Consider the following 21,632-nt stretch of genomic DNA (forward strand, 5'->3'; position numbering starts at 1 on the left):
TCCTCTTCGCGGGGCAAGTCGGATCGCCGCACCGCCGCTCCAGGAGGTGCGGCGTTCACAAAACCTGTGGGTGCGGCCTTGTGTCGCGAAAGGGGCGCGAAGCGCCCCCAGGATCGGAAGTGAACAACCTCAGTTGCCTAAACCGTGCCCAGCAGCCGGGCCAACCCCTCGACCATCGACGTCGGTTGCGGAAAATCAAAGCGCGCCAGCAAGCGCCCGTTATCCGCCCGCGAATGACGGATATCGCCCGACCGCGCCGGGCCATAGCTCACCTCAGGCAAGCTCCCGACCACCTGCTGCAACGCTGCCAGCAACTGGTTCAACGAGGTCGCCTGGTTCAGGCCGATATTCACCGCGCCTTCTTCAACCTGCGCCTGCTCCAGCGCCTGGACCATCACCCGGACCAGGTCACCGACATAAAGGAAGTCGCGCGTCTGCTCGCCATCACCAAACACGGTGATCGGCAGCCCTTGGGTCGCCCGCTCGCTGAAGATGCTGATCACCCCCGAGTAGGGCGAGGACGGATCCTGGCGCGGCCCGAAGATATTGAAGAAGCGGAATACCACCGGCTCCAGGCCATGCTGGCGACGGTAGAAATCCAGGTACTGCTCGCTCGCCAGCTTGTCCACCGCATACGGCGTCAACGGCGCCTTGGGGGTGTCTTCGGCGATTGACTGGCCTTCGCCATTGTTGCCGTACACCGCCGCGCTGGAGGCAAACAACACCCGCCGCACGCCATTGACACGCATCGCCTCGCAGACATTCAACGTGCCGATGAAATTGCTCTGGTGGGTCTTCACCGGGTCGTCCACCGACGCCTGTACCGAGGCAACAGCGGCCAGATGCACCACCGCCTGGCAACCGGCTGCCGCGCCGGCGACCAGAGCGGCGTCGGCAACATCACCTTCGATCAGTTCCAGGCCAGGGTGACCGAGCTGCAGGTTGTCGCGCTTGCCAGTGGACAGGTCATCAAGGATGCGTACTGCGTAGCCTTTATCCAGCAACGCATCGCACAGGTGCGAGCCAATGAAACCGGCACCGCCGGTGATCAGGATGGGGGCATCAGCCATGTCGGTAGAAACGGTCCAGTAGGGGCGGCAAGCCCGAGCGCCAGGCACGTGGCTTGATACCAAAAGTGTGAAGGATTTTCTTGCAGGCGAGCACGGCGTTCTGCGGCTCTTCGCTGGCATCCGGGCGGGCGGCATGCGCCTGCGCAGTGGGTGCCTGCACGGCCAGCTTGTGCCACTGTTGCGCTTCGCTGAGGATCGCCTGGCCCAGCGCCAGCGGCGTGGTCGCCTCGTTGCCGGCGTAGTGATAGGTGCCCCACAGCGGTGCGGCGCAATCGAGCTGCTTGATCACCGAGAGGATCACCCGCGCGGCGTCGTCGACCGGCGTCGGGTTGCCGCGGCGATCGTCGGCCAGGAGCAGTTCCTGGGGTTGCTCGGCGCGGGTCAGAAAACGGCCCAGTGCACCATCGATGCTTTCGTCGAGCACCCAGCCAAAGCGCAGCAGCACGTGTTGCGGGCAGGCCGCACGCACGCTCTGCTCGATCCGCCAGAGTGCCTGGCCGCGCGTACCCAGCGGTATCGGCTCGTCCTTTTCGCTGTAGGCGGTTGCCCGCGAGCCATCGAACACGCGATAGCTGGAAGGCTGCACGAGGATCATCTCGTGGTGCTGGCACAGTTCGGCCAGGCGCTCTACTGCCCGTTCCTGCTGGGCAAGGCGCTGTTCGCTGACCGACTCGGCCTGGAACCAGTCGAAATAATAGGCGAGGTTGATCACCACATCAGGGCGATGTTCGTCCAGCAGCAGGGTCAGGCTGGCAGGGTCCCAGCCGCTCTCCGGCGGGCGCGGCGCCAGGAATCCGATGTCCTCCTCGGCCCCGAGACGAATCAGCGCTTGCCCGAGGGCATTGCCACCACCCAACAGCATCAGGCGCATACGCATAGGGTCAAAAGGTCCGCTCAGATCAATGATAGGAAAAAAGCATTTTGCGGTTTCCGGCTAGGGAAGTCCAACACGGCTAGGCCATGCCTAAGTTCTGCGGCGAATACAAGGTGCTTTGCTGCTTCTCCGGGGTATTAGGAAACGGCCTATAGCTACCTCGGAAAGAGCTGACTACTGAGGCAGTGGCAACGGCTCATAAGCCGCTGCTAGTCTGCGTATGTTGCATCATGGCAATCAAGCTGCTAAGCGCCGACAATCCTCTGGGGGCGTGGCTGCAGCGGCTTTTCTAGGAGACGGGGATGGATCAACACGTGGGCGGAGCGCAGCGTTCACGCTGGCAGTACGACGAGCCAGCGCCAGGTGACGAGTGCTTCTTCACCGAGGCCTTCGATGGTTACCAGCAGCAGGCGCGGCTGCTGCTGGCGGATAGCCCACGCGCCCCTGCAGCATTCGTGGTCGGCGGCGCACGCTCGGACTTCACCCGCTTAAACCCATTGCTCTATCGCTTGCAGGAGCAGGGGATCGGCTCGCTGACCGGCAATCTGTCGGGCCACAGCCTGGCCAGTGAACCAGGTGCCGTAGCGCCTACACTCGCCACCAACCTGGAGGAAGCGCTGCGCTTTCATCGACACATCGCCGAGCACTGCCAGACACTTGTCGGCCACAGCCTCGGCGCGGCCGTCGCCTTGAAGATGGCCGCGCAACTGCCGGCGGTGCGCAAGCTGGTGCTGATATGCCCGGCGGTCTATCCCGACGCAGCCCACCATGCACCGTTCGGCCCGGCGTTCAGCGCGGCGATTCGCCAACCCTATGCGTTTCTTGAGTGTGACAGCTACGCGTTCCTGCGAGGGTTCCGGGGCAAGGTGCTGCTGGTGATCGGTGAGTACGATGGGCTCAACTCCCAGCGTTTCGGCCAAGGCCCAGGTACCTCGGCAGGCACGCGGACGCTGGCCGGCGTGTCGCGCTATAGCCCGATACCCGAAGAAGTCACTCACGCCCTGCTGCGCTCGGTGCCTGCACCAGACGTGCAGTGCCTGCTGCTGACCGACTGCGATCATGGCATCGCCGCGCACCTGCGTGAGGCGCCGCAGGTGACAGATCAGGTCGCCGAGGTAGTGGCCGGGTTCATCCTCGACTGAGCGCCGTCATTCGATTTCGAACAGGCCATTGCTCAACGGGCCGACACTCAACCGCTCACGCACGTCGTCATCGATGCGCGGATCGTCCGGGCGGTACAGCCTGACCTGACGGTAGGCATTGATCCGGTTGATCTCTTCGCCAAGAAACTCCCAGACCACCCGGGTGCACGCGGGGTTGCGCCGGTCACCGCTGGAGACCCCGGTCTTGAGGCCGTTGAGGCGGGTGATGCGGCTCTTGAAGCTGGGGATGAGAATGGTCTGGCTCATCTCGTTGAGGGTCAGCGACTCATAGTCGATAAGAAACATCCGATCCTGCAACTGGAACGCCGCTCCCAGGTAACGGCAGCGCACTTCGGCGTGCAGGTCGCTGGCACTGCTGCGCTCCTGGCGTTCCTGGCGCTCGAACAGGAAACTGCCGCGCTCTTCACGCAGGTGCACCAGCGACACCAGGATCGTCCCCGGCACCGACATGCAGTTGGAATACTCGAAGTAATAGCCGCAGTAACGCGAGAGGTTGCCGGCCTGGGCATGCAGCGGCTTGAACAGCTCGCTGATCGGATCAGTGGCCGAACCGGCCTGCTCCGACGGAATCCGCGCGCCGATCAACCGGGCGAACTGCTCGGGCGGCTGATTGAGCTCGTAATCCTCGACCCCGAAGAAGTCGCCAATGCGTTTGAGGTTGTAAGCCGTCGGACGGCTCTGCTCGCTCAAATACTTGTTGAACTGGGCACGGTTGATCGACAGCTGTCGGCAAACCTCGGAGATAGAGCGGTAATGGCTGCAGGCCAGTTTGAGGTTGGTAGCGAAATGATCGCTCATTGCAAAGGTCCAGCTGATGCGAGTGGCGCAATCATAGCATCAAGTCGCGCCAAGTCAGAGCAACCCGCGAAATTGTAACCACTCTTGTCATGGCCAACCATGCGCCCAACGAAAAGCGGTGCGTGCTTGCCGCCGCTGGTCATTTCACGCGAAGAATAAGAATCGAGGTCATTTCATATGCTCGAAGTAATTAACGATTTCCTTTCGGGGAAACTGCTCATCGTCCTTATCGTAGGCTTGGGCGGCTACTTCACCATCCGTTCCCGGTTCGTTCAGTTCCGCCACTTCGGCCACATGTTCGGTGTGTTCAAGGAATCCTTGCGTGGCCAGGCTGGCCAGTTGAGTTCGTTCCAGGCCCTGATGCTGAGCCTGGCCGGCCGCGTTGGCGCCGGTAACATCGCCGGTGTCGGCATCGCCGTGACCCTCGGCGGCCCAGGCGCGGTGTTCTGGATGTGGGTCACCGCACTGGTGGGCATGTCCAGCAGCTTCTTCGAATGTACCCTCGCCCAGGTCTACAAGCGCGCCGACGGCGACGGCTTGTACCGCGGCGGCCCGGCGTACTACATCCTGCACGGCCTGAAGCTGAGAAGCATGGCGATCGTCTTCTCGATCCTGTTGCTGGTGACCTACGGCTTTGCCTTCATGGGCCTGCAGTCGTACACCGTGACCCATTCGCTGCAGAATGCCTTCGGCTTCGACCCGAGCCACACCGGTATCGCCCTGGCGGTGCTGCTGGCAGTGGTGTTCCTCGGCGGCATCAAGCGTATCGCCGCTGTGTCCGACCTGCTGGTACCGGTCAAGACCCTGGCCTACATCGGCGTGACCCTGTATGTGATCGGCACCCAGATCGAGCACGTGCCGGCCATGCTGGAAACCATCTTCAAGAGCGCTTTCGGCCTCGACCCCGCCTTTGCCGGCCTGCTCGGCAGTGCCATCGTCATGGGCGTGAAGCGTGGCGTGTTCGCTAACGAAGCGGGCCTGGGCAGTGCGCCCAACGTCGCCGCCGTGGCTGCGGTCAAACACCCCGGTGCGCAGGGCGTGGTCCAGGCCTTCAGTGTGTTCCTCGACACCTTCGTGATCTGCACCTGCACCGCGCTGCTGATCCTGCTGTCGGGCTTCTACACGCCGGGCTTCGAAGGTGACGGTATCGTCCTGACGCAGAACTCGCTGGCCGCCGTGGTCGGTGACTGGGGCCGTCTGTTCGTCAGCGTCGCGCTGTCGCTGTTCGTCTTCACCTGCATCCTCTACAACTACTACCTGGGCGAGAACAGCCTGCAGTTCCTCAGCCGCAACCGCGTGGTCCTGCTGGTGTTCCGCGCCCTGGTCCTGGCGCTGGTGGTGTGGGGTTCGGTGCAAGACTTGTCGACCGTGTTCGCCTTCGCCGACATCACCATGACCTGCCTGGCCTTCGTCAACCTGGTCGCCCTGGTCCTGCTGTTCAAAGTTGGCCTGCGGGTGATGCGCGACTACGACGAGCAGCGCAAGGCCGGTATCAAGCAGCCCGTGTTTGACTCCAGCAAGTTCCCGGACCTGGATCTGGACCGTGCGGCCTGGCCTGTATCTACGCAGCTTGAAACAACCGCTGACAACGCTGTCGGCCAGGCGCAGACCCAGCGCTGATATGCTCCCCTGCCAGCCGCCCCGTTCGTGGGCGGCTGCTTCTTTCTCCGCTCATCGCTACGGAAATGCTCCATGCGTGCAGTCAAGAATCTTCTCGTCCTCTACACCGGTGGCACCATCGGCATGCTTGAAACAGCCCAAGGCCTGGCGCCGGCTGGCGGTTTTGAAGCGCGGATGCGCGAACACTTCGCCCAACTGACCGATGCACCACAACTGCACTGGACACTGCAGGAAATGAACCCGCTGCTCGACAGCGCCAACATGCAGCAAGCCAACTGGCTGGCCATGCGTGACGCCATCGTCGACGCGGTGGAACGTGACGGCCATGACGGCGTGCTGGTGCTGCATGGCACCGACACCTTGGCCTACAGCGCTGCGGCACTGTCGTTCCTGTTGCTTGGCCTGCCGGTGCCGGTGTTGCTGACCGGCTCGATGCTGCCCGCAGGGGCGCCGAACAGCGATGCCTGGGATAACCTGATCGGCGCCCTGCGCCTGCTCGAAAGCGGCCTGGAAGACGGCGTACAGTTGTATTTCCACGAGCAATTGCTGCATGGCTGCCGGGCCTCGAAGCTGCGTAGCGAAGCCTTCGATGCCTTTGCCGCCCTACCCCGTCATCGCCAGGGCGAACGGGCTGCCGCCATTCCGTCGGTACTGGACTATCGCCAGCCGCGCCAAGCGGTGAAGCTGGCCGTATTGCCGGTGTTCCCCGGCTTGCAGGCCGAGCATCTGCGCGGCCTGCTCGACAGCGGCGTACAGGGTTTGGTGCTGGAGTGCTATGGCAGCGGTACTGGCCCGTCCGATGATCAGGCGCTACTCGATGCGCTGCATGACGCCCGCCAGGGCGGCGTGGTGATTGTTGCGATCAGCCAGTGCCCGGTGGGTTCGGTGGTGTTCGACACGTATGCCGCGGGCAGTCGTCTGCGTGACACCGGCTTGGTCAGCGGTGGCGGGATGACCCGCGAGGCGGCGCTAGGCAAGTTGTTCGGGCTACTCGGCGCAGGTCTGGATGTGCAGGCCGCGGAGCACTGGTTTGCGCTGGACCTGTGTGGTGAGCGGGCGTGACGAGCCAGCGAAAAATGGCGGAAGGCAGCGGGAGTCGAACCTGCCCGGGAACGGCTGCCGTCCCCAACCGGGTTTGAAGCCCGGCCGCGCCACCGGGCGCGATTGCCTTCCTTGAACTCAGGGCCCGGCCTGTTGCTGGGCCAGCGCGTTTTCGACGCGGACCAGACGCTGGTCACCGACCCGACGCGTCAGGCCGATACGGTCAAAATACTCCAATATCTGCACACTGCGTTTGCGCCCAATCCCTAACAGGTCACGGTAGCCCGCGACTTGCACTATGCGGTCAGCGGCCGAATGCTGCAACAGCAAGCCAGCCATGCGCTGTAGGGTTGCCTCAGGATAGAACAGATCGCGCACCACCTGATGCACCAGGCCCAACCGCGCCAGTTTGCGCAATAGCAGGCGCACTTCGGCCTCGCCCTGGCCCTCGCTTTGTGCCAGCGTCCTGACCCAGGGCGGATCGAACTTACCCTTGAGCAGCAACGGCAGCAGGCGCGCCCAGAGCACGCCATCCGCCTCGCTCAGCTGTACCTGATGATCGGGCAAATGCAGCCAAGGCCCGCTGCTGCTGATAGCCCCGTCAGCCAGCAACTCATCCAGCAGGCTGACAAACGCCGGGCGCTCCAGCGCCAGGGCCACGAAGCGTCGCAGCCGGTCACGGTCAGGCCCCAACTGATCCGGCTCCTGCTCGTGGAAGCGCGCCAACTGTTCCAGCACCTGCTGCTTGAGCGACTGCCACTGCGGGCGGGCGAACAATAACGGCCCCTGCCGTGTGGCGATGAACAGGACATCCTCAGGCAGCCGCCAGCTGTCGCGCAAGCGGTTGAACTGGCGTTCCAGCCGCTGCGGATCGAGGCCCGCCGGGGCGGCGGCAAGCAGTGCTGGCAAGGCCTGCTCGAGGTCTTCAGCATCGCGCAGCACCTGCAACTGGCGCAGGCGCAATGCGCTACGCCGCTGGCGGCTGGGGGCGAACGGGTCCAGCACCCGGCCGCCGCCCAAGGTGCGCTGGGCGCGCTGATCCCGCAGGACCAGACGATCGCCATGCACCGCCTGCAGCGGGGCATTGAGCAGCAACTGGGCGAACATGCGCTGGCCGGGCAACAGTTTCTCGCCTTCGAGCAACGCCACCCGCGCGGTCACGTCCTGAGTACCGAGGTGCACGTGCACCGCGCTGAAATGTTCAAGCCCGCGCAGTTCACTCGGCAGCAGGCTGAGCGCGATATCGACCCGGGTGCTCGGTGCATGCAGCCAGTCGGCAACCAACCAGTCGCCGCGGTGGATCTGCTCCAGCGCCAACCGCTCGGCGCTGATGTTCAAGGCAACCCGCTGTCCCGCCTCGGCGACCAGCGCCGCCTGGTTCTGCGCATGCAGCCCGCGGACGCGCACCGCTTTGCCAGCCTTGCCGAGCAGCATGCTATCGCCTGCACTGACCCGCCCGGCGAGTGCCGTACCGGTCACTATGATGCCTGCACCGGCGACGGCGAATGCGCGGTCCACCGCCAAGCGAAAGCCGCCCTGACTGCTGCGCTGCGCTACCCGCCGTTCAGCTGCCTGCAGGGCTTCACGCAAGGGCTCGATGCCGGCGCCGGTGACACTGGACAGCGGAAACTGCGCGGCCTGGGCGTACGGGCCTGGCGCCAGCAGCGCCGCAACCTGCGCCTGCACCTCGGCGACCCGGTCCGGTTCGACCCGGTCGCACTTGCTGATTGCCACCAGCGCCTCGGGGATGCCCAGCAGCTCGATGATTGCCAGGTGCTCGCGGGTCTGCGGCATCACGCCGTCATCGGCAGCCACCACCAGCAGGACCAGATCGACGCCTTGCGCACCGGCCAGCATGTTGTGGATAAATCGCTCGTGCCCCGGCACATCGATGAAGCCGGTCAACGGCGCGCCCTCGGCCAGCGCTGCGTAGCGGTAACCAAGGTCGATGGTCATGCCGCGGGCGCGCTCCTCCTGGCGCTGGTCACCGGCCTGGCCGGTCAGGGCCTGCAACAGCGCGGTCTTGCCGTGGTCGATATGCCCGGCGGTACCGACGATCATTGCCCCGGCCCCACGTGCAGCTCAGGCAGTTGCGCCAGCCACTGGACCTCGTCGTCCAACTGGCGCAGGTCGAGCCACAGCGCGTCAGCGTCGATGCGCCCCAGCACGGGCACGGGCAGCTCGCGCAGGGCCCGCTCGAGTACATGCAGGCTACGCCCGCGCAGTTTCTTCGAGGTGAGCGGTCGCATGCACAGGGCGGCGCTGGGCAGCCGCGCTACCGGCTGGCTGCCACTGCCGATCATGCCCAGCGCCGCCTCGACAGTAACCGTCCACTGCGCGCCCAGGCGAGCTGCCAGGGCCGGCGCGAGGCGCTCGGCCTGGGCACGGATATCGGCTTCGGCGCGCGTCAGCAGGCGCAGGCTGGGCAGACGCTCGGCCAGGCGGTCCGGGTCGCGATACAGCGCCAGCACCGCTTCGAGCGCTGCCAGCGTGATCTTGTCGACGCGCAGGGCGCGCTTGAGCGGGTTCTTCTTGATCTTGGCGATCAGCTCCTTGCGGCCGACGATGATGCCGGCCTGCGGACCGCCGAGCAGCTTGTCGCCGCTGAAGGTGACGATGTCGGCGCCGTCTGCCAATGCCTGGCGCACTGTCGGCTCGGCGGGCAGGCCCCAGCGGGTCAGGTCGAGCAGGCTACCGCTGCCCAAATCCTCCAGCAGTGGCAACTGGTGGGCATGGGCAATCTGCGCCAGCTCGGCGGTCGCCACTTGGGTGGTGAAGCCCTGAATGCTGTAGTTGCTGCAGTGAACTCGCATCAGCAGGCCGGTGCGCGGGTTGATCGCTGCCTGGTAGTCGCGGGCATGGGTGCGGTTGGTGGTGCCGATCTCGTGCAGGCGCACACTGGCGCGGGCCATGATGTCCGGGATGCGGAAGGCGCCGCCGATCTCGATCAGCTCGCCACGCGAAATGATGCCCTCCTTGCGTGCGCCAAGGCTGTTCAGCGCCAGCAATACGGCAGCGGCATTGTTGTTGACTACAGTGACCGCCTCGGCGCCGGTGAGCTCGCGAATCAGGCCTTCGATGAGGTCGTCGCGGTCGCCACGCTTGCCGGTGGCGAGGTCGAATTCGAGGTTGAGTGGATAGCGGGCAGCGGTGTGCATGGCCGCGATCGCTTCATCGGGCAACAGGGCGCGGCCGAGGTTGGTGTGCAGCACGGTGCCGGTGAGGTTGAAGACGCGGCGGACCTGGCTGCGCTGCTGAAGCGCCAGGCGCTCGCCGGCGCGGCCGAGCAGGACTTGCAGCGCCAGTTCGGCGGCACTCAGTTGGCCAAGACGGGTTGGCTCACGCAAATCGTCGAGCAGCTGGCGCAGGGTGGCCAACACCGCATCGCGGCCATGGCGGTCGGTCAGCGGTTGGCAGGCCGGGTGGCGCAGGAGGGTATCGATCGAGGGCAGGCGTAGGGTGTCGCTGGCGGGGCTTGAAGACATCAGGTACTACCTTCAACTGATCCGTTGTCTGTTCTGGCCTCTTCGCGGGTCAAGCCGGCTCCTGCAGGTACTGGGTGATGCCTGCAGCGAGCCTGTGCCTGTGGGGCGGGCTTGCCCCGTGAAAGGGGCGACTCGAGCTTGCAGTGTAGACACTCATCTTCAACCCGGCGCCAGCATCAGATTGGGCGCCAGGCGTTGAAAGCCCTCCTCGTCGAGGCGCATGTCCAGGGCCAGGCTGGCCAGGTCATCGGCCAAGGGCTCGGCGCGGGCGTCGTTCTCCAGGTAGCTCTGCTTGAGGTAGGTGCTGCAGCCAGGGCAACACTCGGCGCGCAGGGGCGCCTTGCCGGGGGCGTGGCGGTCATCCTCCAGGCTGCTGTAGCGCAGGTCCTTGCTCGACTCGCAGTACACGCATTTGACCCGCACCACGTGCCATTCGCAGGCACACAGCGAGCAGGCCAGGTAGCGCAGGCCGTTATGCCGGCCGCGATTGCGCACCACACCGGCCATCGCCGGCGAGCCACAGGCCGGACATTGCGCAAGGCTGTCGACAGGTTTGAGATCCTGGCTTGGCAGGCTGAACAACCAGTGGCTCCAGGCCGCTTGCAGGGCGGCACCGATAAACGGCACCAGGGCGGCCGGCACAGCGTCGTACTGACCGCCCAACAAGGCGATGCCCCAGCCCTTGCGTTGGGCCTGATCGTTTTGGCGCAAACAGCTCAAGGCCTCGCCCAAGGGGCCCTCCGCCTGCGTCTCGAAGCGATCGAGCAGTGCCTGCAGCCAATCAAGCCACGGCCCTTCGCGAACCAGGCTGTCCGCCGCCAGCGGCGGCAAGCCGTGGCTTATACACAGCCGCTGACGCTCCGCAGCCATTGGCAATCCGCTCGGTGGCTGCTCCAGCAACTGTTGCTGGACACGGCAGAGCCGGGCGATCAGGCGCAAGTAGTCACCCAGTGCATGGCCCTCGGCGAGCTGCTCCAGGCGCGCCGCACGTACAGCAAACACATCGGTGCCGGGCAGATGGATAAACGGCGGCGCAGTGGCAGCCGCTTCGATCTGGCCGGGTTCAAGTATCGTGCTCAAGCGCTCATCCTTCTTTTCTGCCAGGGCCTGGCGGGTTCTTGTCGCCCGTCACATCCCGGTACCACAGTTCATGGTGCTTGCGTGCCCAGGCGCGACTGACCCAGCCATGCAGCATGGCGCCGACCGAGCCCTTGATCCAGATGCCGGCGTAGATGTGCACGATGATGCTGAGCACCAGAACGAAGCCCGCCACGGCATGAGCCAAGCTCGCCACGCGGATCGCGCCAATGTCGAACAGGTGGCTGAAGTAAGCCCGCCAGATCACCACGCCACTGAGCAGCAGCACCAGCATGCACAGCAGCAGGGTCCAGAACAGCAATTTCTGCCCGGCGTTGTATTTGCCAATCGGCGGCACGCCCTCTTCCTGGTTGAGCATCACCCGGTCGATGCGCCGCAACCACAGGCGATCATTGGCGGTGATGAAGTTGGCCCGCCAGAAGCGCACCACCAGGCCGAGGAAGAACACGAACATCGCCACGCCCATGAACGGGTGCAGGATGCGCGTCCACGGCCCGCCACCGAACAGGTGGCTGAGCCAGAACAGCGCCGGGTGAAACAGCGCCAGCCCCGACAGCCCGGCCATGAAAAACAGGATGGCGACGATCCAGTGATTGCTCCGCTCATTGGCGGTATACCGCAGGATCGGCTTGTGTGGGTGGTTGTTCATGGCCGCTGCTCCCCTTGCCCACCGGGTTTGCCCGGGTCATAGATATGCACCGCCGGGTCCACCTGCTGCACGCTGTTATCCACAGGCTGGGGATGTTCGTCCTCCTCGACCCGCTGCGGGCCGACCCGCACGTAGTGGAAGAACCCCGCCAGCACCGCTGCGCCCATTGCCAGCAATGCCAGTGGCTTGCTGATGCCCTTCCACAACCCTACCAGCGGGCTGATGACTGGCTGATCAGGCAGCCCGGCATACAGTCGCGGCGTGTCGGCATGGTGCAGCACGTACATCACATGGGTGCCGCCGACGCCATCCGGGTCATACAGCCCGGCGTTGTCATAGCCGCGCGACTTCAGGTCGACCACGCGTTCGGCTGCGTGCACTTTCATTTCTTCCTTGCTGCCAAACACGATCGCGCCGGTCGGGCAGGTTTTCACGCAGGCCGGCTCGAGGCCGACGCTGACGCGGTCGGAACACAAGGTGCATTTGTAGGCCTTGTGGTCCTTCTGCGAAATCCGCGGGATGTTGAACGGGCAGCCGGTGATGCAGTAACCGCACCCGATGCAGTGATCCTGATTGAAGTCGACGATGCCGTTGGCGTGCTTGATGATCGCCCCCGGGCTCGGGCACGCCTTCAGGCAACCTGGCTCGGCGCAGTGCATGCAACCGTCCTTGCGGATCAGCCATTCCAGGTTGCCGTCGTCACGCTCGTGCTCGGTAAAGCGCATCAGCGTCCAGGTCTCGGCCGTCAGGTCTTGCGGGTTGTCGTAGGTGCCGTGGTTGTGGCCGACCTCATCCCGCAGTTCGTTCCACTCCGAGCACGCCACCTGGCAGGCCTTGCAGCCGATGCACTTGGTGGTGTCGATCAGCTTGGCGACTTCCTCCAGCTGGCGTACCGAGGACGGCAGCGTGGTGGTGGCCGAGCGGGCAATGATGTCTTGGCTGGCCATCAGGCTTTCTCCACGTTGACGAGGAACGACTTGGACTCCGGCGTCTGGGTATTGCCGTCACCGAGGAACGGCACCAGGGTGTTGGTCAGGTAGCCATGCCGGGTTGCGCCGGTGAAGCCCCAGTGCAACGGGATGCCGATCTGGTGCACGGTCTGGTTGTTGACCTTGAGCGGACGAATCCGCTTGGTCACCACCGCCACTGCTTCGATGTGTCCACGCTTGCTCGACACCCGCACCCGGTCGCCGGCCTTGATGCCTTTCTCGTTGGCCAGCACCTCGCCGATCTCGACGAATTGCTCGGGCTGGGCAATCGCATTGAGCCGACAATGTTTGCTCCAGAAGTGGAAGTGTTCGGTCAGCCGGTAGGTGGTCGCTGCGTAGGGGAATTCCTGATGGGTACCCAAGGTTTCCCACACCGAGTCGAAGATACGTCCGGCCGGGTTGCTGGTGGCCTTCTTGTTCTCGGGGTGCAGCGGGTTGATCCCGATCGGCGTTTCGAACGGCTCGTAGTGCTCGGGGAACGGCCCCTCGGCCATCTTGTCGATGGCGAAGAAGCGCGCCACACCCTCGGGGTTCATGATGAACGGGTTCATGCCTGCTTCCGGTGGCGAGTCGACCTTGAAGTCCGGCACGTCGGTGCCGGTCCAGGCCTTGCCGTTCCACCACACCAGGCGCTTCTTGTCAGCGTCCCACGGTTTGCCTTGCGGGTCGCTCGAGGCGCGGTTGTAGAGAATCCGCCGGTTGGCCGGCCAGGCCCAGGCCCAGTTTTGCGCCTGGTGCATGCCGAACGGGTCGCTGTTGTCACGCCGGGCCATCTGGTTACCCTGCTCGGTCCAGCTGCCGGCGAAGATCCAGCAACCCGAGGCGGTACTGCCGTCGTCCTTGAGCTGACCGAAGCCTGCCAACTGCTGGCCGGCCTTGGTCACGGCGCCAGCCGGATCGGTCTGGTCGGTAACTGCCCAGCCGTTCATTTCCTTGGCCAGCTCTTCCGGCGACGGCTCGTCGGGGATCTTGTACGGCCAACTGATGTTGAGCATCGGCTCTGGATAGGCGCCGCCTTCGGCCTGGTAGCGTTGGCGCAGGCGCAAGAACAGCTCGCTCATGATCTGCACATCGGTACGGGTCTCGCCCGGGCCGTCGGCGCCCTTCCAGTGCCACTGTAGCCAGCGGCTGCTGTTGACCAGCGAGCCGTCCTCCTCGGCAAAGCAGGTGGTGGGCAGGCGGATCACTTCGGTCTGGATATTGGCGGTGTCGACATCGTTGTAGGGTCCGGCGTTGCGCCAGAACTCCGAGGTTTCGGTGGCCAGCGGATCCATGATCACCAGCCATTTGAGCTTGGCCAGCGCTGCAGTGACGCGGTTCTTGTCGGGCAACGCGGCGATCGGGTTGAAGCCTTGGCACACGTAGCCGTTGACCTTGCCCTGGCTCATCATCTCGAACATGCGCAGCACGTCATAGGCGCCCACGTCGAGTTTCGGCAGCCAGTCGTAACCCCAATTGTTTTCAGCCGTGGCATTGGCGCCATACCAGGCTTTCATCAGGCTTACGTGGAACTTGCCGTAGTTCTGCCAGTAGGAGAGCTGGCCAGGGCGCAGCGGTTTCATGGCCCGCTTGTCGATGAAGGTGGCGTAGTCCTGCTCGGCGTCGCCGGCCAGGGTCAGGTAACCGGGCAGCGAGTTGGACAACAACCCGAGATCGGTCAGCCCCTGAATGTTGGAGTGCCCACGCAGGGCATTGACCCCGCCGCCGGGCATGCCGACGTTACCCAGCAGCAGCTGGACCATCGCTGCGCTGCGGATGATCTGCGCGCCAATCGAGTGCTGGGTCCAACCGAGTGCATAGAGGATCGTCATGGTCTTGCCCGGTTGCGAGCAGGTGGCGATCTCCTCCCAGATCTTCATCATGGCGTCCTGCGGCATGCCGCAGGTCATGCTGGCGAGTTCCGGGGTGTAACGGCTGTAGTGCTGCTTCATCAACTGGAACACGCAGCGCGGGTGCTGCAGGGTCGGGTCGACCACGGCAAAGCCATCCTCGCCGAGCTCGTAGCCCCAGCCGGATTTGTCGGCGTAGACCCGCTTGTCGGCGTCATAGCCGCTGAACAGGCCATCTTCGAAGCCGTAGTTCTCCTTCACCACAAACGATACGTCGGTGTAGTTACGCACGTACTCGTGCTGGATCTTGTCGTTGGCCAGCAGGTAATTGATCAGCCCGCCCATGAAGGCGATGTCGCTACCCGTGCGGATCGGCGCGTAGTAGTCCGCCACCGAAGCGGTGCGGGTAAAGCGCGGGTCGACCACGATCAACCGGGCCTGGTTATGCGCCTTGGCCTCGGTTACCCATTTGAAGCCGCAAGGGTGCGCTTCTGCTGCGTTGCCACCCATCACCAGGATCAGATTCGCGTTGGCGATATCCGACCAGTGGTTGGTCATGGCGCCACGGCCGTACGTCGGGGCAAGACTTGCCACCGTCGGGCCGTGTCAGACACGCGCTTGGTTATCGAACCCCAACATGCCCAAAGAGCGTACGACCTTGTGAGTCAGGTAGCCGGCTTCACTGGAGGCAGCGGAAGCGGCCAGAAAACCGGTAGAAATCCAGCGATTGACGGTCTGGCCCTGAGCATTCTTCTCGATGAAGTTGGCATCGCGGTCCTGCTTCATCAGGCCGGCGACGCGCTCGAGCGCTTCGTCCCAGCTGACCCGCGTCCATTCCTTGCTGCCGGGCTTGCGCACCTGGGGGTAGGTCAACCGGCTGGGGCTGTGGATAAAGTCGAGCAGGCCCGCGCCTTTCGGGCACAGCGTGCCGCGGTTGACCGGGTGGTCCGCGTCGCCCTCGATGTGGATGATGTTCTGTTTGACGTTCTTGCCGCCATCGCCCTGGCTGTAGAGGATCAGGCCGCAGCCGACCGAGCAATAGGGGCATGTGTTGCGCGTCTCTTTGGTGTGCGCCAGCTTGAAGTGGCGCACCTGCTCGGCGAACGCCGGTGTCGGGGCCATGCCCAACGCCGCGAGGCTCGAGCCTCCAAGGCCGACAGCGGCGACCTTGAAGAACTGCCGACGGTTGAGGTCCATCGTGCACTCCTGATCAGGGTTCGGGTACCTAGCACTGGGCCGGCGCCTCTAGGTCATCACGGTGACGGCTGGTTATGGGCCGTCAATGGATAAGACTAGTCAAGAATTGGCAAGGTGCCTGTTTGCTGCTGGGTCGGGCAGGCGCTTGGTGGCGTACACTTTCTTCCACCCAGAAAAAAACCCGAGGCATACGCCTCGGGTTTTCGGTGTGGTGCAACTCGCAATCAATCAGAACGGAATGTCGTCATCAAAGCTGTCGAAGTCAGCAGCCGGCTGTGGCGCTGGCTGTTGCGGCGCTGGGCGTTGTGGCGCCTGTTGCGGGCGCTGGGCCTGCTGACGCGGTGCCTGCTGCGGCTGCTGGTTGTACTGTTGTGGCTGGCCACCACCCTGGTTGTAGTTGTTACCACCACCTTGGTTGTACTGGTCACCACCGCCCTGCTGGTTCTGCGGACGGCCGCCGAGCAACTGCATGGTGCCCTGTATATCGACGATGATTTCAGTGGTGTAGCGCTTGATGCCGTCTTTTTCCCACTCGCGGGTCTGCAGCTTGCCCTCGATGTAGACCTGAGAACCCTTGCGCAGGTATTCACCGGCGATCTCGGCAACCTTGCCGAACATCGATACGCGGTGCCATTCGGTACGCTCGACCTTCTGACCGGACTGCTTGTCGGTCCACTGCTCGCTGGTGGCCAGGCTCAGGTTGGTCACGGCGTTACCGTTGGGCAGGTAGCGGACTTCGGGATCCTGGCCACAGGTACCGACCAGAATGACTTTGTTAACCCCACGGGCCATAACGTTCTCCTAGGCTTCGCACGCCGAAGAGGCTGGGTTTACCAGGCGCTCGAGGGTCGTACGGTCCAAAATTTTCGTATCAAGTTTGATATAGACGGCGGCTTCTTCAGCTACCACCACGGCGTCGGTCACACCCGGCACAGCCATCAGGCGTTCGGTCAGCCCGGCTTCCCGGACCGCCTCAGGCGTCAGTGGCATGCGCAGACTGGTCACATAGGGCGGCTCGTTCATGCGCAAGGCGACGAACAACCACACGGCACACAGCACCGCGCAACCGAGGAACACCGTGTTCAGTCCACCGTGCTGGAAAAGCCAGCCACCCAGGATTCCTCCCAGAGCAGCACCCAGGAACTGGCTGGTGGAATACACCCCCATCGCCGTTCCTTTGCCACCAGCAGGCGACACTTTGCTCACCAGTGAAGGCAGCGATGCCTCCAGCAGGTTGAATGCAGTAAAGAATACCACGGTGCCAATCACCAGTCCGCGCAAGTTGTCAGCCCACTGCCAGAAGAACACCTCCACCAGCAGCAATACACCGACCGCTCCGGCCAGCACGCGTTTCATTTTGCGCTTCTTTTCGCCGTAGATGATAAACGGGACCATTGCAAAAAATGAGACGAACAGCGCGGTCAGGTAGACCCACCAGTGCTCTTCCTTGGGCAGCCCCCCGCGCTCGACGAAGGCCAGCGGCAGTGCGACGAAGCTGGCCATGAGGATGGCGTGGAGAATGAAAATACCGATGTCCAGGCGTAGAAGGTCCGGATGGCGCAGGGTCGGGCCGATTGCCTGGCGCGCCACACCCGATTCACGATGCTGCAAGGTGCTGTGACTGTTGGGCACGACAAAGGCGATCAGCAGGATACCCACCAGGGCAAGTCCTGCCGTGGCGAGGAATAATCCTGACAAGCCAAAGGCACTGGTGAGAAGCGGGCCAACCACCATTGCCACGGCGAACGACAAGCCGATGCTCATGCCGATCATGGCCATGGCCTTGGTCCGGTGCTGCTCGCGGGTAAGGTCGGACAGCAGCGCCATGACCGCAGCGGAAATCGCCCCTGCGCCCTGCAGAATTCGCCCGGCGATCACGCCCCAAATGGAGTCGGCTTGTGCCGCCAGTACACTGCCCAGGGCGAAAATCACCAGCCCCAGGTAGATGACCGGGCGTCGGCCGATGCGGTCGGAAACCATACCGAACGGGATCTGCAAGCACGCCTGGGTCAGGCCATAGGCACCGATGGCGAGGCCGATCAGCGCTGGCGTGGCACCGGCCAGGTCCATGCCATAGGTGGCGAGCACCGGCAGGACCATGAACATGCCCAGCATACGAAAGGCAAAGACCAGCGCCAGGCCACCTGCGGCGCGGGTCTCGCTACCACTCATGCGCTCGTTGTGGGTGTCGTGCATGGAATAACCTCGTGTGAACCGGCGGCGATTCTATCAGTCCGACGCCTTGACGGCATACACGCGACGCTTTGCCGCGTAATGGCAGCGCGCCGTATACTTCTCTGTTTATGCCCGCCGAGCGAGGCCGCAGTGGACAAGATCCTGATTCGTGGGGCACGTACCCACAACCTGAAGAACATCGACCTGACCCTGCCCAGGGACAAGCTGATCGTGATCACCGGCCTGTCCGGTTCCGGCAAGTCGTCCCTGGCATTCGATACGCTCTACGCTGAAGGCCAGCGCCGCTATGTGGAGTCGCTGTCGGCCTACGCTCGGCAATTTCTGTCGATGATGGAAAAACCCGATGTCGACACCATCGAGGGTCTCTCCCCGGCCATCTCCATCGAGCAGAAGTCGACTTCGCACAACCCGCGTTCGACCGTCGGCACCATCACCGAGATCTACGACTACCTGCGCCTGCTATACGCCCGCGTTGGTACGCCGCGCTGCCCGGATCACGATATCCCGCTCGAGGCGCAGACGGTCAGCCAGATGGTCGACCTGGTGCTCGAGCAGCCTGAGGGCAGCAAGCTGATGCTGCTGGCGCCGGTGATCCGTGAACGTAAAGGCGAGCACCTGGCGGTATTCGACGAGCTGCGTGCGCAGGGCTTCGTTCGTGCACGGGTCAACGGCAAGCTGTACGAGCTCGACGAACTGCCCAAGCTCGACAAACAGAAAAAACACAGCATCGACGTGGTGGTCGACCGCTTCAAGGTCCGTGCCGATCTCCAGCAGCGTCTGGCTGAGTCGTTCGAAACCGCACTGAAGCTGGCCGACGGCATCGCCCTGGTGGCGCCAATGGATGACGATCCGGGTGAAGAGATAATCTTCTCCGCACGCTTCGCCTGCCCGATCTGTGGCCATGCGATCAGCGAGCTGGAACCCAAGCTGTTCTCCTTCAACAACCCGGCTGGCGCCTGCCCGACCTGCGACGGCCTGGGGGTCAAGCAGTACTTCGACACCAAGCGCCTGGTCAACACCGATCTGACCCTCGCCGAGGGCGCCATTCGCGGCTGGGACCGGCGCAATGTCTACTACTTCCAGATGCTCGGCTCACTCGCCGCGCAGTATGGCTTCAGCCTGGAAGTGCCGTTCGGCGAACTCTCGGTAGACGATCAAAAAGTCATCCTGCAGGGCAGCGGCAAGCAGAACGTCGACTTCAAGTACCTCAATGACCGCGGCGATATCGTCAAGCGTTCGCACCCTTTCGAGGGCATCGTGCCGAACCTGGAGCGGCGCTACCGCGAAACCGAGTCGGCCACCGTGCGCGAAGAGCTGGCCAAGTTCCTCGGCACCCAGCCCTGCCCCGATTGCCGTGGCACCCGTCTGCGCCGTGAGGCGCGTCATGTGTGGGTTGGCGAGAAGACCTTGCCGGCGGTCACCAACCTGCCGATCGGCGATGCCAGCGCCTATTTCAGCGACCTGACCCTGGTCGGCCGGCGCGGCGAGATCGCGGCAAAGATCCTCAAGGAAATCTGCGAACGCTTGCAGTTCCTGGTCAACGTCGGCCTGGATTACCTGACCCTCGACCGCAGCGCCGATACCCTGTCCGGCGGCGAAGCCCAGCGTATCCGCCTGGCTAGCCAGATCGGTGCCGGCCTGGTGGGCGTGATGTACATCCTCGACGAGCCGTCCATCGGCCTCCACCAGCGCGACAACGACCGCCTGCTGGGCACGCTCAATCACCTGCGCGACCTGGGCAACACGGTGATCGTGGTAGAGCATGACGAGGACGCCATTCGCCTGGCTGACTACGTGGTGGACATCGGCCCGGGTGCTGGGGTGCACGGCGGGCAGATCGTCGCCGAGGGCACGCCACAGGAGGTCATGGACCACCCAGACTCGCTGACCGGCAAGTACCTCTCCGGGCGCAAGAAGATCGCCGTCCCGGGCAAGCGCACGCCGCGCAACAAGAAGCTCTCGCTCAAGCTCAAGGGTGCACGCGGCAACAACCTGCAGAACGTTGACCTGGAAATCCCGATCGGCCTGCTCACCTGCGTGACCGGGGTATCCGGTTCGGGCAAGTCGACGCTGATCAACAACACCCTGTTCCCGCTGGCCGCCACCGCGCTCAATGGCGCGACCAGCCACGAAGCCGCCGCGCACAGCAGCATGGATGGCCTGCAACACCTGGATAAAGTGGTCGACATCGACCAGAGCCCGATTGGCCGTACCCCGCGCTCGAACCCGGCGACCTACACGGGCATCTTTACCCCGGTGCGTGAGCTGTTTGCCGGCGTGCCAGAGTCACGCGCACGTGGCTACGGCCCCGGGCGGTTCTCGTTCAACGTCAAGGGCGGCCGCTGCGAGGCGTGCCAGGGCGACGGCCTGATCAAGGTCGAGATGCATTTCCTGCCTGACATCTACGTACCGTGCGACGTGTGCAAGAGCAAGCGCTACAACCGTGAAACCCTGGAGATCAAGTACAAGGGCAAGAACATCCACGAGGTGCTGGAAATGACCATCGAGGATGCCCGCGAGTTCTTCGACGCGGTGCCGGCGCTGGCGCGCAAGCTGCAAACGCTGGTCGATGTAGGCTTGTCGTACATCAAGCTGGGGCAGTCGGCGACAACCTTGTCCGGTGGTGAGGCGCAGCGGGTCAAGCTGTCCCGCGAGCTGTCCAAGCGCGATACCGGCAAGACCCTGTACATCCTTGACGAACCGACCACCGGCCTGCACTTCGCCGACATCCAGCAACTGCTCGACGTGCTGCACCGTCTGCGCGACCACGGCAACACCGTGGTGGTGATCGAGCACAACCTGGATGTGATCAAGACGGCTGACTGGCTGGTCGATCTGGGGCCGGAAGGCGGCTCCAAAGGCGGCCAGATCATCGCCTTTGGTACGCCTGAGGAGCTGGCTGAAATGAAGCAGTCCTACACTGGGCATTACCTCAAGCCACTGCTTGAACGCGACCGGGCCTGAGTAAATGAAAAAAAGCCCCTGGTACTGAAATACCAGGGGCTTTTTTGTAGGGCCGTCTTAAACAGCCCGGATCACATCTGCGATTGCAGGTAATTCTGCAGACCAATAGCCTTGATCAGCCCCTGCTGCTTCTCCAGCCAGTAGGTGTGATCTTCTTCGGTATCAGCCAGTTGCGCACGCAGGATGTCACGGCTGATGTAGTCCTTGTGCAGTTCGCACAACTCAATGCCTTTACACAGCGCGGCGCGCACCTTGTATTCCAGACGCAGGTCAGCGGCGATCATCTCCGGCACCGTAGTACCGACGTCCAGATCGTCCGGACGCATCCGCGGAGTGCCTTCAAGCATGAGGATACGACGCATCAATGCGTCGGCATGCTGCGCCTCTTCTTCCATCTCGTGATTGATGCGTTCGAAGAGCTTGGCCAGGCCCCAGTCTTCGTACATGCGTGAATGGATGAAGTACTGATCGCGCGCTGCCAGTTCGCCCGTCAGCAACGTGTTGAGGTAATCGATTACGTCCGGGTGACCTTGCATCGCCCTGCATCTCCATGTGAATGCGCTAATAGGTCCATAGTGTGAACCAGGAAAGATCCAAGGTCACTGAAAAATGCGCAATAACATGCAAAAAAAGCACTAAACAGTAGTGATATTCATTGA

At 63.5% G+C, this 21,632-nt stretch carries 16 protein-coding genes and 1 tRNA gene; 4 read left to right on the top strand and 13 right to left on the bottom strand.

Annotated features, from left to right (window positions below):
• Window positions 1-137: 137 nt before the first annotated feature.
• A complete protein-coding gene (locus J3B00_RS26155; RefSeq protein ID WP_209874362.1) occupies window positions 138-1,070 on the bottom strand; it encodes an NAD-dependent epimerase/dehydratase family protein in 933 nt (310 codons plus the stop codon).
• Window positions 1,063-1,947 carry a sugar nucleotide-binding protein gene (locus J3B00_RS26160; RefSeq protein WP_209874365.1) on the bottom strand — a complete coding sequence of 295 codons (885 nt, stop codon included), beginning with the start codon at window positions 1,945-1,947 and terminating at the stop codon, window positions 1,063-1,065. Before J3B00_RS26160 ends, J3B00_RS26155 begins: the two co-directional genes overlap by 8 nt.
• Window positions 1,948-2,246: 299 nt before the next feature.
• Here J3B00_RS26160 and J3B00_RS26165 point away from each other — a divergent pair, with 299 nt between their 5' ends.
• A complete protein-coding gene (locus J3B00_RS26165; RefSeq protein ID WP_209874368.1) occupies window positions 2,247-3,086 on the top strand; it encodes an alpha/beta hydrolase in 840 nt (279 codons plus the stop codon).
• 6 nt (window positions 3,087-3,092) lie between these two features.
• Here J3B00_RS26165 and J3B00_RS26170 read toward each other — a convergent pair whose 3' ends face one another.
• Window positions 3,093-3,905, bottom strand: coding sequence for an XRE family transcriptional regulator (locus J3B00_RS26170; RefSeq protein WP_209874371.1), 813 nt, complete (start codon window positions 3,903-3,905; stop codon window positions 3,093-3,095).
• A gap of 177 nt (window positions 3,906-4,082) precedes the next feature.
• Between J3B00_RS26170 and J3B00_RS26175 the strand changes: the two genes are divergently transcribed.
• The gene (locus J3B00_RS26175) at window positions 4,083-5,525 is read left to right on the top strand and encodes a sodium:alanine symporter family protein (RefSeq protein ID WP_209874375.1); all 1,443 of its coding nucleotides are present in this window, start codon (window positions 4,083-4,085) and stop codon (window positions 5,523-5,525) included.
• A gap of 72 nt (window positions 5,526-5,597) precedes the next feature.
• A complete protein-coding gene (locus J3B00_RS26180) occupies window positions 5,598-6,587 on the top strand; it encodes an asparaginase (protein ID WP_209874378.1) in 990 nt (329 codons plus the stop codon).
• 15 nt (window positions 6,588-6,602) lie between these two features.
• Here the strand turns inward: J3B00_RS26180 and J3B00_RS26185 are convergent.
• From J3B00_RS26185 to J3B00_RS26225, 9 genes are all read right to left on the bottom strand, one after another.
• Window positions 6,603-6,698, bottom strand: a tRNA-Sec gene (locus J3B00_RS26185).
• 6 nt (window positions 6,699-6,704) lie between these two features.
• Window positions 6,705-8,627: a selenocysteine-specific translation elongation factor gene (gene selB / locus J3B00_RS26190; RefSeq protein ID WP_209874381.1), complete on the bottom strand. Its 1,923-nt coding sequence runs from the start codon at window positions 8,625-8,627 to the stop codon at window positions 6,705-6,707.
• On the bottom strand, window positions 8,624-10,051 hold the full coding sequence (gene selA / locus J3B00_RS26195; protein ID WP_209874384.1) for an L-seryl-tRNA(Sec) selenium transferase: 1,428 nt from the start codon (window positions 10,049-10,051) through the stop codon (window positions 8,624-8,626). The genes selB and selA overlap by 4 nt, the downstream gene beginning before the upstream one ends.
• A gap of 159 nt (window positions 10,052-10,210) precedes the next feature.
• Window positions 10,211-11,131: a formate dehydrogenase accessory protein FdhE gene (gene fdhE / locus J3B00_RS26200; RefSeq protein ID WP_209874387.1), complete on the bottom strand. Its 921-nt coding sequence runs from the start codon at window positions 11,129-11,131 to the stop codon at window positions 10,211-10,213.
• A gap of 4 nt (window positions 11,132-11,135) precedes the next feature.
• Window positions 11,136-11,798, bottom strand: coding sequence for a formate dehydrogenase subunit gamma (locus J3B00_RS26205; protein WP_209874390.1), 663 nt, complete (start codon window positions 11,796-11,798; stop codon window positions 11,136-11,138).
• Window positions 11,795-12,745: a formate dehydrogenase subunit beta gene (fdxH, locus tag J3B00_RS26210; protein WP_209874393.1), complete on the bottom strand. Its 951-nt coding sequence runs from the start codon at window positions 12,743-12,745 to the stop codon at window positions 11,795-11,797. Before fdxH ends, J3B00_RS26205 begins: the two co-directional genes overlap by 4 nt.
• Complete coding sequence (gene fdnG / locus J3B00_RS26215; protein WP_209874396.1) at window positions 12,745-15,813, bottom strand: formate dehydrogenase-N subunit alpha; 3,069 nt, start codon at window positions 15,811-15,813, stop codon at window positions 12,745-12,747. The genes fdxH and fdnG overlap by 1 nt, the downstream gene beginning before the upstream one ends.
• A gap of 228 nt (window positions 15,814-16,041) precedes the next feature.
• On the bottom strand, window positions 16,042-16,605 hold the full coding sequence (locus J3B00_RS26220) for a single-stranded DNA-binding protein (RefSeq protein WP_209874399.1): 564 nt from the start codon (window positions 16,603-16,605) through the stop codon (window positions 16,042-16,044).
• Between the two features lie 9 nt (window positions 16,606-16,614).
• Window positions 16,615-18,009, bottom strand: coding sequence for an MFS transporter (locus tag J3B00_RS26225; protein ID WP_209874402.1), 1,395 nt, complete (start codon window positions 18,007-18,009; stop codon window positions 16,615-16,617).
• A 129-nt stretch (window positions 18,010-18,138) separates the two neighbouring features.
• On the opposite strand from J3B00_RS26225, the gene uvrA reads away from it, so the two are divergent.
• Window positions 18,139-20,973 (top strand): excinuclease ABC subunit UvrA, encoded by a 2,835-nt coding sequence (gene uvrA, locus J3B00_RS26230; protein ID WP_209874418.1) that lies wholly within the window; start codon window positions 18,139-18,141, stop codon window positions 20,971-20,973.
• A gap of 71 nt (window positions 20,974-21,044) precedes the next feature.
• Here the strand turns inward: uvrA and bfr are convergent, their stop codons facing one another.
• Window positions 21,045-21,509, bottom strand: coding sequence for a bacterioferritin (gene bfr / locus J3B00_RS26235; RefSeq protein ID WP_209874421.1), 465 nt, complete (start codon window positions 21,507-21,509; stop codon window positions 21,045-21,047).
• Window positions 21,510-21,632 lie beyond the last annotated feature (123 nt).

Source organism: Pseudomonas sp. BP8 (genome assembly GCF_017875955.1).
In the GTDB taxonomy this organism is placed as follows: Bacteria; Pseudomonadota; Gammaproteobacteria; order Pseudomonadales; family Pseudomonadaceae; genus Aquipseudomonas.

Bases quoted from the DNA above. Each gene is read 5' to 3' on its own strand.
- J3B00_RS26205 (WP_209874390.1), bottom strand. From the start codon at position 11,798: ATGAACAACCACCCACACAAGCCGATCCTGCGGTATACCGCCAATGAG.
- selA (WP_209874384.1), bottom strand. From the start codon at position 10,051: ATGTCTTCAAGCCCCGCCAGCGACACCCTACGCCTGCCCTCGATCGAT.
- J3B00_RS26160 (WP_209874365.1), bottom strand. From the start codon at position 1,947: ATGCGTATGCGCCTGATGCTGTTGGGTGGTGGCAATGCCCTCGGGCAA.
- J3B00_RS26170 (WP_209874371.1), bottom strand. From the start codon at position 3,905: ATGAGCGATCATTTCGCTACCAACCTCAAACTGGCCTGCAGCCATTAC.
- bfr (WP_209874421.1), bottom strand. From the start codon at position 21,509: ATGCAAGGTCACCCGGACGTAATCGATTACCTCAACACGTTGCTGACG.
- selB (WP_209874381.1), bottom strand. From the start codon at position 8,627: ATGATCGTCGGTACCGCCGGGCATATCGACCACGGCAAGACCGCGCTG.
- J3B00_RS26155 (WP_209874362.1), bottom strand. From the start codon at position 1,070: ATGGCTGATGCCCCCATCCTGATCACCGGCGGTGCCGGTTTCATTGGC.
- fdxH (WP_209874393.1), bottom strand. From the start codon at position 12,745: ATGGCCAGCCAAGACATCATTGCCCGCTCGGCCACCACCACGCTGCCG.
- J3B00_RS26220 (WP_209874399.1), bottom strand. From the start codon at position 16,605: ATGGCCCGTGGGGTTAACAAAGTCATTCTGGTCGGTACCTGTGGCCAG.
- J3B00_RS26180 (WP_209874378.1), top strand. From the start codon at position 5,598: ATGCGTGCAGTCAAGAATCTTCTCGTCCTCTACACCGGTGGCACCATC.
- J3B00_RS26165 (WP_209874368.1), top strand. From the start codon at position 2,247: ATGGATCAACACGTGGGCGGAGCGCAGCGTTCACGCTGGCAGTACGAC.
- J3B00_RS26175 (WP_209874375.1), top strand. From the start codon at position 4,083: ATGCTCGAAGTAATTAACGATTTCCTTTCGGGGAAACTGCTCATCGTC.
- J3B00_RS26225 (WP_209874402.1), bottom strand. From the start codon at position 18,009: ATGCACGACACCCACAACGAGCGCATGAGTGGTAGCGAGACCCGCGCC.